The sequence below is a fragment of the Streptomyces aurantiaciflavus genome (genome assembly GCF_049808595.1).
GTDB lineage: Bacteria > Actinomycetota > Actinomycetes > Streptomycetales > Streptomycetaceae > Streptomyces.
Genome location: NZ_JBNCAQ010000017.1, coordinates 112,450 through 125,904 on the forward strand (window position 1 = coordinate 112,450; position 13,455 = coordinate 125,904).

General features: G+C 70.2%; 13 protein-coding genes. 8 read left to right on the forward strand and 5 right to left on the reverse strand.

Annotation, left to right across the window (positions count from 1 at the left end; translation table 11 throughout):
• Nucleotides 1–78: 78 nt before the first annotated feature.
• The 5 genes from thpD to ACPT94_RS21675 form a co-directional block, all read right to left on the reverse strand.
• Nucleotides 79–981, reverse strand: coding sequence for an ectoine hydroxylase (gene thpD / locus ACPT94_RS21655; RefSeq protein WP_425246582.1), 903 nt, complete (start codon nucleotides 979–981; stop codon nucleotides 79–81).
• A 7-nt stretch (nucleotides 982–988) separates the two neighbouring features.
• Nucleotides 989–1,393, reverse strand: coding sequence for an ectoine synthase (locus ACPT94_RS21660; protein WP_189938858.1), 405 nt, complete (start codon nucleotides 1,391–1,393; stop codon nucleotides 989–991).
• A 62-nt stretch (nucleotides 1,394–1,455) separates the two neighbouring features.
• Nucleotides 1,456–2,727 (reverse strand): diaminobutyrate--2-oxoglutarate transaminase, encoded by a 1,272-nt coding sequence (ectB, locus tag ACPT94_RS21665; protein WP_360340077.1) that lies wholly within the window; start codon nucleotides 2,725–2,727, stop codon nucleotides 1,456–1,458.
• Nucleotides 2,728–2,776: 49 nt separating this feature from the next.
• Nucleotides 2,777–3,286, reverse strand: a complete 510-nt coding sequence (gene ectA / locus ACPT94_RS21670; protein WP_360340074.1) for a diaminobutyrate acetyltransferase — start codon at nucleotides 3,284–3,286, stop codon at nucleotides 2,777–2,779.
• A gap of 380 nt (nucleotides 3,287–3,666) precedes the next feature.
• Nucleotides 3,667–4,767, reverse strand: coding sequence for a pyridoxal-phosphate-dependent aminotransferase family protein (locus ACPT94_RS21675; RefSeq protein ID WP_360340248.1), 1,101 nt, complete (start codon nucleotides 4,765–4,767; stop codon nucleotides 3,667–3,669).
• 183 nt (nucleotides 4,768–4,950) lie between these two features.
• On the opposite strand from ACPT94_RS21675, the gene ACPT94_RS21680 reads away from it, so the two are divergent.
• The 8 genes from ACPT94_RS21680 to ACPT94_RS21715 all read left to right on the forward strand — a co-directional run bounded on the left by ACPT94_RS21680 (nucleotide 4,951) and on the right by ACPT94_RS21715 (nucleotide 13,357).
• Nucleotides 4,951–5,802: a transporter substrate-binding domain-containing protein gene (locus tag ACPT94_RS21680; RefSeq protein WP_360340071.1), complete on the forward strand. Its 852-nt coding sequence runs from the start codon at nucleotides 4,951–4,953 to the stop codon at nucleotides 5,800–5,802.
• Nucleotides 5,799–6,632 (forward strand): amino acid ABC transporter permease, encoded by an 834-nt coding sequence (locus ACPT94_RS21685; protein WP_360340068.1) that lies wholly within the window; start codon nucleotides 5,799–5,801, stop codon nucleotides 6,630–6,632. The genes ACPT94_RS21680 and ACPT94_RS21685 overlap by 4 nt, the downstream gene beginning before the upstream one ends.
• Nucleotides 6,629–7,417, forward strand: a complete 789-nt coding sequence (locus ACPT94_RS21690; RefSeq protein ID WP_425246583.1) for an amino acid ABC transporter ATP-binding protein — start codon at nucleotides 6,629–6,631, stop codon at nucleotides 7,415–7,417. Before ACPT94_RS21685 ends, ACPT94_RS21690 begins: the two co-directional genes overlap by 4 nt.
• Nucleotides 7,418–7,442: 25 nt before the next feature.
• Nucleotides 7,443–8,540 (forward strand): amidohydrolase family protein, encoded by a 1,098-nt coding sequence (locus ACPT94_RS21695; protein WP_360340062.1) that lies wholly within the window; start codon nucleotides 7,443–7,445, stop codon nucleotides 8,538–8,540.
• A 269-nt stretch (nucleotides 8,541–8,809) separates the two neighbouring features.
• Nucleotides 8,810–9,664 (forward strand): ABC transporter permease, encoded by an 855-nt coding sequence (locus ACPT94_RS21700; RefSeq protein WP_360340059.1) that lies wholly within the window; start codon nucleotides 8,810–8,812, stop codon nucleotides 9,662–9,664.
• The gene (locus ACPT94_RS21705) at nucleotides 9,661–10,548 is read left to right on the forward strand and encodes a carbohydrate ABC transporter permease (protein WP_425246584.1); all 888 of its coding nucleotides are present in this window, start codon (nucleotides 9,661–9,663) and stop codon (nucleotides 10,546–10,548) included. The genes ACPT94_RS21700 and ACPT94_RS21705 overlap by 4 nt, the downstream gene beginning before the upstream one ends.
• A 65-nt stretch (nucleotides 10,549–10,613) precedes the next feature.
• Nucleotides 10,614–12,263, forward strand: a complete 1,650-nt coding sequence (locus tag ACPT94_RS21710; protein ID WP_425246585.1) for an extracellular solute-binding protein — start codon at nucleotides 10,614–10,616, stop codon at nucleotides 12,261–12,263.
• A 44-nt stretch (nucleotides 12,264–12,307) separates the two neighbouring features.
• Nucleotides 12,308–13,357, forward strand: a complete 1,050-nt coding sequence (locus ACPT94_RS21715; protein ID WP_360340050.1) for a LacI family DNA-binding transcriptional regulator — start codon at nucleotides 12,308–12,310, stop codon at nucleotides 13,355–13,357.
• The last annotated feature ends 98 nt before the right edge of the window (nucleotides 13,358–13,455 follow it).

Here is a 13,455-nt window from a genome sequence, read left to right on the forward strand (position 1 = left end):
CCGCACGGGCGTGAAGTCACGTGCCCCGATGCTGTGTCTTCCGGGGGGCGACCCCCGGGCCCCCGGCCGGGGGGGCATTCACCGCACGGGCGTGAAGTCACGTGCCCCGATGAACTCCGGCCGCCGCACCGGTGCCGCGAACGGCTCCACCGCCGCGTTCTCCACGCTGTTGAACACGATGAAGACGTTGCTGCGCGGGAACGGCGTGATGTTGTCGCCGGAGCCGTGCATGCAGTTGCAGTCGAACCAGGTCGCCGAACCGGCCGGGCCGGTGAACAGCTTGATGCCGTACGCGGAGGCCATCTTGGTCAGCGCCTCGTCGGAGGGCGTGCCCGCGTCCTGCATCTGCAGGGACTTCTTGTAGTTGTCCTTCGGCGTGGCGCCGGCACAGCCGAGGAACGTCTTGTGCGAGCCCGGCATGATCATGAGCCCGCCGTTGGTGTCGTAGTTCTCGGTCAGCGCGATCGAGACGGACACCGTCCGCATGCGGGGCAGGCCGTCCTCCGCGTGCCAGGTCTCGAAGTCGGAGTGCCAGTAGAAGCCGGAGGCGCCGAAGCCGGGCTTGACGTTGATCCGGGACTGGTGGACGTACACGTCCGAGCCGAGGATCTGCCGGGCCCGGCCGACGACCCGCTCGTCGCGCACGAGGTTCGCGAAGACCTCGCTGATCCGGTGCACCTCGAAGACGGACCGGATCTCCTGGGACTTCGGCTCGACGACGGACCGCTCGTCGGCCCGGATCGCCGGGTCGGCCACCAGCCGGTCCAGCTCCTCCCGGTACACGGTGACCTCGTCGTCGTCGAGCAGTCGGTCGACGGCGACGAAGCCGTCTCGTTCGAACGACTGCAGGTCCAGCGGTTCGAACGGGCCGGGCGCGTCCGGGGCGCCCCAGACGACCGGGTCCTGGCGGGGGACGGTCACCTCGGCGGCGCCGCGGCTGGGGTACAGGTCGGTGACGGTGGTGTCGGTGACGGTGGCCATGGGGTTGTCACACCTCCTCGGGTTCGGTGAGCAGGGGATAGACGCCGTTCTCGTCGTGGTCCTCCCGTCCGGTCACCGGCGGGTTGAACACGCAGATGCAGCGGAAGTCCTCCTTGACGCGCAGCGTGTGCCGCTCGTGCCCGTCCAGGAGGTACATGGTTCCGGGCGTGATGGTGTACGTCCGCCCGGCTTCGTGGTCGGTCAGCTCCGCCTCGCCCTCCACGCAGACGACGGCCTCGACGTGGTTGGCGTACCACATCGACGTCTCCGTGCCCGCGTACAGGATCGTCTCGTGCAACGAGAAGCCGACCCTCTCCTTGGCGAGGACGATGCGTTTGCTCTCCCAGGTGCCGGACGCGGCCTTCACATGCCGGTCGGTGCCCTCGATGTCCTTGAACGAACGGACGATCACGGTGGTGCGATGCCTCCTAGGTGGATGGTGCAGGGTTGGCTCAGGGGCTGGTCAGGGGTGGTTCAGGCGGTCTCCCGTACGGCGCGGGCGAGCACGCTCAGGCCCTCGTCCAGTTCCTCGGGGGTGACGGTGAGGGCCGGCAGCAGCTTGACGACCTCGCTCTCGGGCCCGGACGTCTCGACCAGCAGCCCGAGTTCGAAGGCGCGCCGCGCGACCCGACCGGCGCGCTCCTTGTCGTGGAACTCCAGGCCCCACACCAGGCCGCGGCCCCGGTACTCCTTGACGTCGGCGAGGTTCTCCTCGGTGATCGCAACCAGCCCCTGCTCGACCTGCTCGCCGCGCGCCCGGGTCTGCTTCTCCATCGCCGAGCCGTCGGCCCAGTACGTCTCGAGGGCGGCGGTGGCGGTGACGAACGCCGGGTTGTTGCCGCGGAAGGTGCCGTTGTGCTCGCCCGGCTCCCACACGTCCAGCTCGGGCTTGAACAGGCACAGCGACATGGGCAGGCCGTAGCCGCTGATGGACTTCGACACGGTGACGATGTCCGGGACGATCCCGGCCTCCTCGAAGGAGAAGAAGGCGCCGGTGCGGCCGCACCCCATCTGGATGTCGTCGACGATCAGCAGCATGTCCTGTCGCTCGCACAGCTCGGCGAGCGCCCGCAGCCACTCCGGGCGGGCGACGTTGATGCCGCCCTCGCCCTGCACGGTCTCGACGATCACCGCGGCGGGCTTGTTCAGCCCGGACCCCTGGTCCTCGAGCAGCCGCTCGAACCACAGGAAGTCCGGGACCGTGCCGTCGAAGTAGTTGTCGAACGGCATCGGCGTCCCGTGCACGAGCGGGATGCCCGCGCCGGCCCGCTTGAACGCGTTGCCGGTGACGGCGAGCGAGCCCAGCGACATCCCGTGGAAGGCGTTGGTGAACGACACGATCGCCTCGCGCCCCTTCACCTTCCGCGCCAGCTTCAGCGCGGACTCCACGGCGTTGGTGCCGGTGGGGCCCGGGAACATGACCTTGTACGGCAGGTCGCGCGGCCGCAGCACCAGGTCCTGGAAGGTCTGCAGGAACGACCGTTTGGCGACGGTGGACATGTCGAGCCCGTGGGTGACACCGTCCCGCAGCAGATAGTCGATCAACGCCCGTTTCAGCACGGGGTTGTTGTGGCCGTAGTTGAGTGACCCGGCGCCGGCGAAGAAGTCGAGGTACTGGTGGCCGTCCTCGTCCTGCATACGGCTGCCCCGGGCGCTGTCGAAGACGACGGGCCAGCCACGGCAGTAGCTGCGCACCTCGGACTCGACGGTCTCGAAGACGCTGAGGTCGGGCTGGGTGATGGTCACGGCGAATCGCTCCTCGATGCGAGGGTGTGGGGGGAGGGGAGGGGGGAAGTCAGGCAGCGGTCAACGGGCCGATGCGGTACAGCACTTCGGGGTCGTGCGGGCCGTCCGGGAACAGGCCCGTGCCGAACAGCACCTCACGCGTGACGTCCGCCCCGTGCCGGGCGGCGTAGGAGGTGAACAGCCGCTCGGAGGCGGTGTTGCCCGGCGTGATGGTGGTCTCGACGGCGGTGATCGGGCGCTCGGCGGCGATGCGCGCGGTCAGTCCGTCGAGCAGCGCGGCGGCGAGGCCGCGGCCGCGGTACGCGGCGTCGACCGCCACCTGCCAGACCAGCAGCGTGTGCGGGGCCTCGGGCCGGACGTATCCGGTGACGAACCCGACGACCTCCCCGCCCTCCGCACGCGCCACCGCCGAGGTGCCGGCGAAGTCACGGCACCACAGCAGATAGCTGTAGGACGAGTTCAGGTCGAGCGTTCCGGATTCCTTGGCGATACGCCAGAGCGCGGCCCCGTCCGCCACCGAAGGGCGGTCGATCTGCAGGTCTGCTTGCGTGGCAGTCATGCAGATTGAATTTACCGAGGGAAATTAAAAAATGCATGGGTGGACGGGGTTACGTGACGGCTGTTCCTGTGTTATTCGCGCGGGCGGGTGGGCGGGCGCGAGATGTGGGTCGTATGTACCGTTTTGTGCGCGACAAAATACGTAAAGCGGGCGCGCTGTGGAACGTGTCACACGAGGGAAACCCTCACGGAATCTACCCGGATCACACCGCTCGGCGTTCGCGAAATCTTTGCGTTTAGCACTCGGGAAAGCGGGCAGAAGAGTAACGGAAATCTACCCGCTCGAATTGTTTATGAATTACGGTGAATTCAGGCTTCGGTAACCCTGTCGACGCACTCCGGAAGAATGTCGGCGGTCCGTCTCGCGTTCGCGGGCGGAGCTCACCGCCAGGCCGTCTCCGCCGCCCGCAGCGCGCCCGTCAGGTCCACCCCGAGGCCCTTCTCCGCGAGGGCCGCGCCCAGGGCCGTCAGACTGTTGCGGACCGTGCCCGGTGTGGCGTCCGGCCCGTAGTGGTTGACCCGGATCATCTCCTTGGCCAGGGCGCCCCCACCGGCCGCCAGCGGCAGCGCCGGGTCGCTCGCCAGGGCGCGCGCCACCAGCTCCGAGGCCACCACGCCCGAGGGGGTGCGCAGGGTCGTGGCGACCGGGGCCGCCTCCGCCGCCTCGTACACGTACGGCTCCAGGCCGCCGCCCAGGGCCACCGCACCCGCGCGGGTCGCGGCGGCGGCACGGGCGTGCCGGCCCGTCACCGCATCGAGCCCCTCCGTCTCGATCCGCTCCAGGCACGCCTCCAGCGCCAGCATCTCCAGCTGCGCCGGCGCGTGCAGCAGCGCCTTGCGGCCGCCGTCGACCCACCGCTCCTTCCAGTCCAGGAGGGAGAGGTACGAGCGGCGCGGCGCCTTCGGGTTCGCGGCCATCCGCGCCCACGCCCGCTCGCTCACCGACACCGCCGACACGCCCGCCGGCCCGCCCATCGCCTTCTGCGCCCCGATCACACACAGGTCCACACCCCACGCGTCCGGCAGCACCGGTTCGGCCCCGACCGAGGCGACGGCGTCCAGGTAGAAGAGGGCGCCGTGCTCCTTCACCACCTCGCCGATCGCCGCGACCGGGTTGGTGTTGCCGGTGGCGGCCTCCGCGTGCACCAGGGACACGAAGTCGATCTCCGGGTGCTCGGCGAACGTCTCCCGGATCTGCTCGGCGGTGACCGCCGTGTGGAAGGGCACCGCCAAGTCGATCACCGTGGCGCCGCAGTCCCGCAGCCAGTCGCCGAAGGTCTGCCCGTACGGACCGGTGACGACGTTGAGGGCCGTGGTGCCCGGACCGGCCGTCCCGCGGATCGCGCCCTCCAGCGGCAGCAGCGCCTCGCCCTGCATGATCACGACGTCCTGCTCGGTGCTCAGCAGACGCGCCACACGGTCCTCGATCGACGCGAAGTGGGCGGCACTCAGCGGGGTCAGGTCCAGGAACGGGTGCGTCACGGCGGTGCTCTCTTCACTCACGGGGTAGGTGTGACGAGAGTAACCGGCACGCTTCGCACCATTCCGACTGGCGACTTCGCAGGCAGTACAGCCCCGTAACCATGGGTTTGGTTTGAGAGACTCAAACTTCTCCTTATAATCAGAACCCAAAGTTCCCTTACATCCCTTACAGGAAGGCCCGCCGTGAACACGCTCCCCGGGCGCCGGACCCGCATGCTGGCCGCCATCACCGCGACGGCCGGGCTGATGCTGGTGGCTGCCTGTACCTCCACGGACGACGGCGGCAGCGGCTCGAAGACCGCCGCGGGCGGCGTCGAGCTCGTCACCGCCGGACAGCTCACCACCTGCACCCACCTGCCGTACCCGCCGTTCCAGTCGGAGATCGACGGCAAGGTCCAGGGCTTCGACGTCTCCCTCATCGACCTGGTCGCCAAGGACCTGGGCGTGAAGCAGGAGATACGTGACACGCCGTTCGAGAACTTCAAGACGGGCGCCTTCCTCAACTCCGGCGAGTGCGACCTGGCCGCGGCCGGCATGACCATCACCGAGGAGCGCAAGAAGAACGTCGACTTCTCCGACCCGTACTTCGACGCCACCCAGGCCGTCCTGGTCGACAAGAACGCCGGGGTGAACTCCCTCGCCGACGTGAAGTCCAAGGACGTCAAGCTCGGCGCGCAGGCGCAGACCACCGGCGAGGACTACGCCAGGAAGCAGGGCTTCGACCCGGTCTCCTTCGAGTCCTCCGACGCCGTCCTCAACGGCCTGCGCACCGGCCAGGTCAAGGCCGTCATCATCGACTACCCGGTCGTCCAGGGCTGGCTGAAGGACAAGGCCAACGCCGACGCCTTCAAGGTCGTCGACAACCTCAACACCGGTGAGCAGTACGGCTTCACGGTGAAGAAGGGCAACACCAAGCTGCTCGCCGCCATCGACAAGGCGATCGCCGACGCCAAGGCCGACGGCACGTACAAGAAGCTGTACGAGCAGTGGATCGGCCCCTACGACGCGTCCGTGGCCTCCCCGTCCGCCTCATGAGCGACACCGAGCTCCAGGCGACGCCCCGGCGCAAGGGCCTGACCCGGCGCCAGAAGCGCAGCGTCTCGCGCGGCATCCAGTACGCCGTCTTCGTCGCCGCCGTGATCGCCTTCGCGGTCTCGGCGGACTGGGACCGGCTGCAGAACCAGTTCGCGCAGGCCGACATAGCCGAGCGGATGTTCCCGGACGTCATCACGCTGGCGCTGAAGAACACCGTGCTCTACACGGTGTCCGGCTTCGTCGTCGGCCTGGCCCTCGGCATGGTCATCGCGCTGATGCGGCTGTCGTCCGTCGGCCCCTACCGCTGGCTCGCCGGCATCTACATCGAGATCTTCCGCGGTCTGCCCGCCCTGCTGATCTTCATCTTCATCGGGGTCGCCGTCCCGCTGGCCTTCCCCGGCACGGAGATCGTCGGCGGCACCTACGGCAAGGTCGCCCTCGCGCTCGGCCTGGTGGCGGCGGCGTACATGGCGGAGACGATCCGCGCCGGCATCCAGGCGGTCCCCAGGGGACAGATGGAGGCGGCCCGCTCCCTGGGCTTCTCCCCGGCCCGCGCGATGGTCTCGATCATCATCCCGCAGGCGTTCCGCATCATCCTCCCGCCGCTCACCAACGAACTGGTCCTGCTTTTCAAGGACTCCTCCCTGGTGCTGTTCCTCGGCGTCACCCTGGAGGAGCGCGAACTGTCCAAGTACGGCCGCGACCTGGCCAGCACGACCGCCAACTCCACGCCGATCCTCGTCGCCGGCCTGTGCTACCTGCTGGTCACGATCCCGCTCGGCTTCGTCGTACGCCGTATGGAGGCGAAGGCCCAGGAGGCCGTGAAATGAGCCGACCGGAGATCGAAGTACGCGGCCTGCACAAGTCGTTCGGCGCCAACGAGGTCCTCAACGGCATCGACCTGGAGATCGGCCAGGGCGAGGTCGTCTGCGTCATCGGCCCCTCGGGCTCGGGCAAGTCGACGCTGCTGCGCTGTGTGAACCTGCTCGAGGAACCCACCAAGGGCCAGGTCTTCGTGGGCGGCACCGAGCTGACCGACCCCGACGTCGACATCGACGCCGTACGTCGCCGGATCGGCATGGTCTTCCAGCAGTTCAACCTCTTCCCGCACCTGACGGTGACCGAGAACCTCACGCTGCCGCAGCGCCGGGTGCTGAGGCGGGGCAAGGCGCAGGCCGCGAAGGTCGCCGCGGAGAACCTGGAGCGGGTCGGCCTCGCGGAGAAGGCCGACGCGTATCCCGCCTCCCTCTCCGGCGGCCAGCAGCAGCGGGTGGCGATCGCCCGTGCCCTCGCCATGGGCCCGGAGGTCATGCTGTTCGACGAACCGACGTCGGCGCTGGACCCGGAGCTGGTGGGGGATGTCCTGGCGGTCATGCGCATGCTCGCCCGGGACGGCATGACCATGATGGTGGTCACCCACGAGATGACCTTCGCCCGCGAGGTCGCCGACCGGGTCGTCTTCATGGACGGCGGTGTGATCGTCGAGGACGGCTCCCCCGAGCAGGTCATCGGCAACCCCCGCCACGAACGCACCCGCCACTTCCTCTCCCGCCTCCTCGACCCGGCGATGGCGGAGGTGGAGGAGGAGAGGCCGGACCGGGCGGACGGCCGGTAGCGCGGGGCTCACTAAGGTGCAGTACATGAGCGATCGAACGGTGCTGCACGTGAAGGGCCGGGTCCTCGCCGGACCGGACGAGGACCAGGTCCGCGACGACCTGTGGGTGATCGACGGCCGGATCTCCTACGACCGTCCCGTCGGCGCCCGTGACATCCGCACGGTGGAGGGCTGGGCGCTGCCCGGCCTGGTCGACGCCCACTGCCATGTGGGCCTCGGCCCGCACGGCCCGGTGCCGCAGGACGTCGCGGAGAAGCAGGCGCTGACCGACCGCGACGCCGGCACGCTGCTGATCCGCGACGCGGGCTCCCCCTCCGACACCCGCTGGATCGACGACCGCGAGGACCTCCCCGAGATCATCAGGGCGGGCCGGCACATCGCCCGCACCCGCCGCTACCTCCGCGGCTACGCGCACGAGATCGAACCGGAGGACCTGGTCGCGTACGTCGCCCAGGAGGCCCGGCGCGGCGACGGCTGGGTGAAGCTGGTCGGCGACTGGATCGACCGCGAGGCGGGCGACCTGGCGGCCTGCTGGCCGCGCGGGGCCGTCGAGGCGGCGATCACCGAGGCCCACCGCCTGGGCGCGCGCGTCACGGCCCACTGCTTCTCCGAGGACTCACTGCAGGACCTGGTGGAATCGGGCATCGACTGCATCGAGCACGCGACCGGTCTGACGGACGACCTGATCCCGTTGTTCGCGTCCCGCGGCGTGGCGATCGTGCCGACCCTCGTCAACATCGCGACCTTCCCGGAACTCGCCGCCGGCGGCGAGTCCAGGTATCCCCGCTGGTCGGCCCATATGCGCCGGCTCCACGCCCGCCGCTACGACACGGTCCGCAACGCCTACGACGCCGGCGTGCCGGTCTACGTCGGCACGGACGCGGGCGGCTCCCTGCCCCACGGTCTGGTCGCGGAGGAGGTCGCCGAACTGGTGACGGCGGGCATTCCCCCGGTCGACGCCCTCGCCGCGACGACCTGGGCGGCCCGCGAGTGGCTCGGCCGCCCCGGCCTGGAGGAGGGCGCGGCGGCGGACCTGGTGGTGTACGAACGGGACCCCCGCGCGGATGTGCGTGTGCTGGGGGCACCGGTGCGGGTGGTGGTGAACGGGAGGGTCGTGGGCTAGGGCCCCGACCCGCCGGCTGTGCACGGGTCGTCTTCCGAGCCCTCGAAAGTTTTCGACACACCGTCAACGGTCCTTCGGTGTCAGGGCCGTTGACCGACCCATGAAAGCGTTTTAACTTCCTCTCACTCGACTCCGAGACATGAGGGGGACCCGTGGCCGTTGCCTTACGGGAACACGCAGGTGAGAAGGGGGTCGGCAGCGCTCGGCGTCGGGCGGGCGGCGCGCGTCCATCGCGTAAACGCTTTCAAAGCCCTGTCCTTCTGCTGCTCATGGTGCCCGGGCTCGCCTACTTCCTGCTGTTCCACTACGGCGCGCTGGCCGGCAACGTCATCGCGTTCAAGGAGTACGTGCCCTTCGACGGTCTCCGGGGCAGCCCCTGGGTGGGCCTGGGCAACTTCCAGCGCATGTTCGAGGACGGGGAGTTCTGGTCCGCGGTCCTCAACACCCTCTGGATCGCGGTGCTCCAGCTCGTCTTCTACTTCCCCGTGCCGCTCGGCCTCGCCCTGCTGCTGCACAGCCTCACCTGGAGCTCGGTGCGGCGCTTCGTGCAGTCGGTGGCGTACCTGCCGCACTTCATCTCGTGGGTGATCGTCGTCGCCCTCTTCCAGCAGGTGCTCGGCGACACCGGGCTGCTGAACTCCTCGCTGGACGGCATGGGCCTGCACACCGTCGACCTCATCGGCAACCCCGACGCCTTCCGGCCGCTCGTCGTCGCCCAGGTCATCTGGAAGGACGCCGGCTGGGGGACGATCATCTTCCTCGCCGCCCTCGCGCAGGTCGACGAGCAGCAGTACGAGGCCGCCGCGATCGACGGAGCGGGCCCCTGGCGGCGCTTCTGGCACGTCACCCTGCCCGCGATCCGCCCGGTGATCGTCCTGCTGCTGATCATGCGGCTCGGCGACATCCTCTCCGTCGGCTTCGAGCAGATGCTGCTCCAGCGCGACGCGGTCGGCCCCGAAACCGCCGAGATCATCGACACCTTCGTCTACTACCAGGGCATCGTCGGCGGCGACTACGGCTTCGCGGCCGCCGCGGGACTGTTCAAGGGCGTCGTCGGCGCCCTCCTCGTCTACGCCGCCAACAGGGTCGCCCACCGTCTCGGCGAACAGGGGGTCTACAAGTGAGCGCTCAGGTCCGCCCCGGCTGGATGGAGAAGCCCGGGCCCGTCACCCAGGCCGGCAAGGCCCTCGCCCTCGCCGCCGTCGTCCTCCTGGTCTGCGTTCCCTTCCTCGTCATCGTCTCGACCTCGCTGGCCTCCACCGACGAGGTCGTCGACAACGGCGGCTGGGTGCTCTGGCCGACCGAGCCGACGCTCAAGGCGTACCGCGACATCCTCGACGGCGGCATCGTCACCCACGCGCTCGCCGTCAGCGCGGGCGTCACCGTCGTCGGCACCCTGCTCAGCCTCGCCTGCACCGTGACCCTCGCCTACGCCCTCTCCCGCCCCGGAGTCCTCGGCGGCCGGCCCGTCCTGCTCCTCGTCCTGTTCACGTTCCTCTTCCCGCCCGGCATGATCCCGAGCTTCCTGCTGGTCAAGGAGCTGGGGCTGCTGGACAGCTACGCCTCGCTGGTCCTGCCCGTCCTCGTGAACGTCTTCAACCTCGTCGTCCTGCGCGGCTTCTTCCAGGGCATCCCCGAGGAGCTGTACGAGGCGGCGCGGCTCGACGGGGCCGGGGACTGGCGGGTGCTGGTCTCGGTCGTCCTGCCCCTGTCCAAGGCCGCGCTCGCCGTCGTCGGCCTGTTCTACGCGGTGGCGTACTGGAACTCCTGGTTCTACGCCTCGCTCTACCTGGAGAGCGACCACTGGCCCCTCCAGCAGGTCCTGCGCACCTACGTGGTGGCCGGCTCCGGCCTCACCGACGCCACCACCGGCGAGGGCACCATCACCGCTCCGCAGACCGTGCAGATGGCCGTGCTGGTGATCGCCACCGTGCCGATCCTGCTCGTCTACCCGTTCCTGCAGCGGTACTTCACCAAGGGCGTGCTCACCGGCGCCGTCAAGAGCTGAGACACCGGCCGGCCGCGACACCGGCCGTCACCCGTCAAGAGCCGCGCTACGAAAGGTCATCCGCCATGCCCCGCATGTCCCGGCGTACCCTGCTGCGCTCCATGGCCGTCGGCGGCGCCGCCGTCTCCGTCCCCGGCCTGCTGACCGCCTGCTCCACCGAGTCCGGCGGCAGCGACGTCTCCAACGCCGGCAAGAAACTCGCCCCGTGGCCCGCCCACCGGCCCGCCAAGGGCCCTCGGCCCGACCTCGCCCCCACCGACGCCGGCGTCCAGGCCGGCTACACCTCCTACCCCGCCGACCTGGTGAAGTCGGTCTCCCGCACCCCCGGCGACGGCTCCACCGTCAAGGTCATGTCGGTCTCCTTCGGCACTCCTCCCAAGCCCGCCTCCGCCAACCGTTTCTGGGCGGCCGTCGAGAACGCCCTCGGCGTGAAGATCGAGTACACGATCGTCTCCCAGGCCGACTACCAGAAGAAGATGGCGACCGTGATGGCCGCCGACCCCGACGCCCTGCCGGACGTCATCAACCTCTTCTCCGGATTCGTGCTGCCACGCGAGGCCGAGTTCGTCCAACGGCGCGCCGAGGACCTCACGCCGTACCTCTCCGGCGCGGCGATCGCCGACTACCCCAACCTCGCGAACATCCCCACCCACGCCTGGCGCGACATGGGCCGCATCGGCGGACGCATCCACGGCATCCCCCTGGAACGCCCGCTGCCCGGCTCCACCCTGTGGCTCAACCAGGGCCTGTTCACCGACGCCGGCATGAAGGAGGGCTGGACCTCCACGGACTTCGCCGCCGTCGCGAAACGGGCGACCGGCGGCCGTACGTACGCCCTCGGCGCAGCCGCGGGCTCCCTCTTCGGCAACGCCGTGCACTCCGCCGCCCACAACGCGCCCCAGGAGTGGGCCGTCACCGAGGGCGGCGCCTTCCGGCCGGGCTGCGCCGACGAACGCTACAAGGCGGCGATCGCCTTCCAGGCCGAGCTGCGCAAGAGCGGCTGCTACCACCCCGACGCCACGTCCATCTCCCAGATCGACCTGACCACGCTCTACTACAACGGCACGGTCGGCTCCATGCAGGACGGCTTCGGCGCCTACCTGCCCAAGTTCCGCGAGTCCCGCGGCAAGCTGACCCCCGCGGCGGCGCTGCCGTACAGCGTCGACGGCGAGCCCGGCGGCATCGTCGCCGCCCGCCGCTCCTTCGGCTACACCGTGCTGAAGAAGGCCAGGAAGGAACGCATCGAGCTGCTCCTGCGCGTCCTCGACTACCTGGCCGCACCCTTCGGCAGCGAGGAGTGGGAGCTCGTCCACTACGGCGTCGAGGGCACCCACTTCACCCGCGGCGAGGACGGCTCACCGCAGCCCACCAAGCTCGGCGAGGTCGAGAACAACACCAACCTGCCGCTGAAGTACCTCGCCGAAGGCCCCCAGGTCCTGTTCGTGCCCGGCATGCCCGAGGCCGTACGGGCCCTGCACGCCTGGCAGCAGAAGACGGTCCCGCGCGCCGTCCGCAACGCCTCCTACGGCCTGCAGTCCCGCACCAAGAACGCCCAGGGCACCACCCTCAAGGCGCTCCTCGACGACACCGTCACCGGGATCGTCGCCGGGCGGCTGCCGCTGTCCGAATGGGACGCGGCCGTGAAGAAGTGGCGGGCCCGGGGCGGCGACAGAATGGCCGAGGAGTTCGCGAAGGACTTCGCGGCGAACACGTGAACGAACCGCCGGTGGATCGACAGACGCGGGGGATGGGGAACGACATGGAGTCCAAGGGGCGGGTCACGATCCGCGAGGTCGCCGAGCGGGCGGGCGTGTCCACGGCCACGGCGTCACGAGCGCTCAGCGGCAACCATCCTGTGCCCGCCGCGACCCGGGCCCGGGTGCTGCGTGCCGCTCGCGACCTCGACTACGTCGCCAACGCGCACGCCCGCGCCCTCGTCGGCGCCGGCCGCAAGATGGCCGCCGTCGTCGTCCGCCAGGTCACCAGCCCCTTCTACGCCCAGGTCGCCGAGGGCGTCGAGGCGGAGGCCGCCGACCGGGGCTGGCTGTGCGTGGTCGGCGCCACCGGCGGGGATCCGCAGCGCGAGATGGAGTTCGTGCAGCTCATGCGGGAGGAGGGGGCACGCCTCGTGATCCTGGTCGGCGGCGTCGTGGAGGACGACGCGTACCGCTCGCGCGTCGCCCACTACGCGCAGGCCCTGGACGCCTCCGGGGCGCGGCTGGTGCTGTGCGGGCGGCCGGCGCCGGGCCCCGACATCCCCGCGCTGGTCGTCGAGTTCGACAACGAGGCGGGGGCACGGGCGATCACCGGACACCTGCTGTCAGCGGGGCACCGGCGGATCGTCTTCCTCGGGGGCCTGCCCGGCAACACCGCCCTCGACGCCCGCGTCGCCGGATACCGGGCCGCGCTCGCCGAGCACGGGTTGCCTCCGGCGGCCGCGCGGGTCGTCGACTGCGGGCTCGGCCGCGCGGCGGGCCTGCGCGCGATGGGCGAACTCCTCAAGGGACGGAGGGACTTCACGGCGGTGGTGGCCGGGGACGACATGGTCGCCGCGGGGGCGCTCCGCGCGATCGCCGACGCGGGGTTGCGTGTGCCCGACGACATGTCCGTCGTCGGGTACAACGACATCCCGCTCGCCGAGGACTTCGATCCGCCGCTGACCACCGTGCGCACGCCCGCGGAGGAACTGGGCCGCGCGGCCGTGCGGATCGCTCTGCGCGATCCCGAGCAGGCGGCCGGGAGCCACCATCTGCTGGGCACCCACATCGTCGTGCGGCGGAGCGTCGGTCCGCCGGGTGGGGCGTCGTGAGGGTGCGGGTGATCTGTGGCTGGTCGCTCCCCCCACTCTCGGCTTCGCTCGAGCGGGGGGACCCCCGTCGCGGCGGAGCCGCAGATCGCACACCGCCC

Excerpts from the sequence above, each read along its gene's own strand:
- ACPT94_RS21700 (WP_360340059.1), top strand. The coding sequence starts at position 8,810 with ATGGTGCCCGGGCTCGCCTACTTCCTGCTGTTCCACTACGGCGCGCTG.
- ACPT94_RS21710 (WP_425246585.1), top strand. The coding sequence starts at position 10,614 with ATGCCCCGCATGTCCCGGCGTACCCTGCTGCGCTCCATGGCCGTCGGC.
- ACPT94_RS21715 (WP_360340050.1), top strand. The coding sequence starts at position 12,308 with ATGGAGTCCAAGGGGCGGGTCACGATCCGCGAGGTCGCCGAGCGGGCG.
- thpD (WP_425246582.1), bottom strand. The coding sequence starts at position 981 with ATGGCCACCGTCACCGACACCACCGTCACCGACCTGTACCCCAGCCGC.
- ACPT94_RS21695 (WP_360340062.1), top strand. The coding sequence starts at position 7,443 with ATGAGCGATCGAACGGTGCTGCACGTGAAGGGCCGGGTCCTCGCCGGA.
- ACPT94_RS21685 (WP_360340068.1), top strand. The coding sequence starts at position 5,799 with ATGAGCGACACCGAGCTCCAGGCGACGCCCCGGCGCAAGGGCCTGACC.
- ACPT94_RS21690 (WP_425246583.1), top strand. The coding sequence starts at position 6,629 with ATGAGCCGACCGGAGATCGAAGTACGCGGCCTGCACAAGTCGTTCGGC.
- ectA (WP_360340074.1), bottom strand. The coding sequence starts at position 3,286 with ATGACTGCCACGCAAGCAGACCTGCAGATCGACCGCCCTTCGGTGGCG.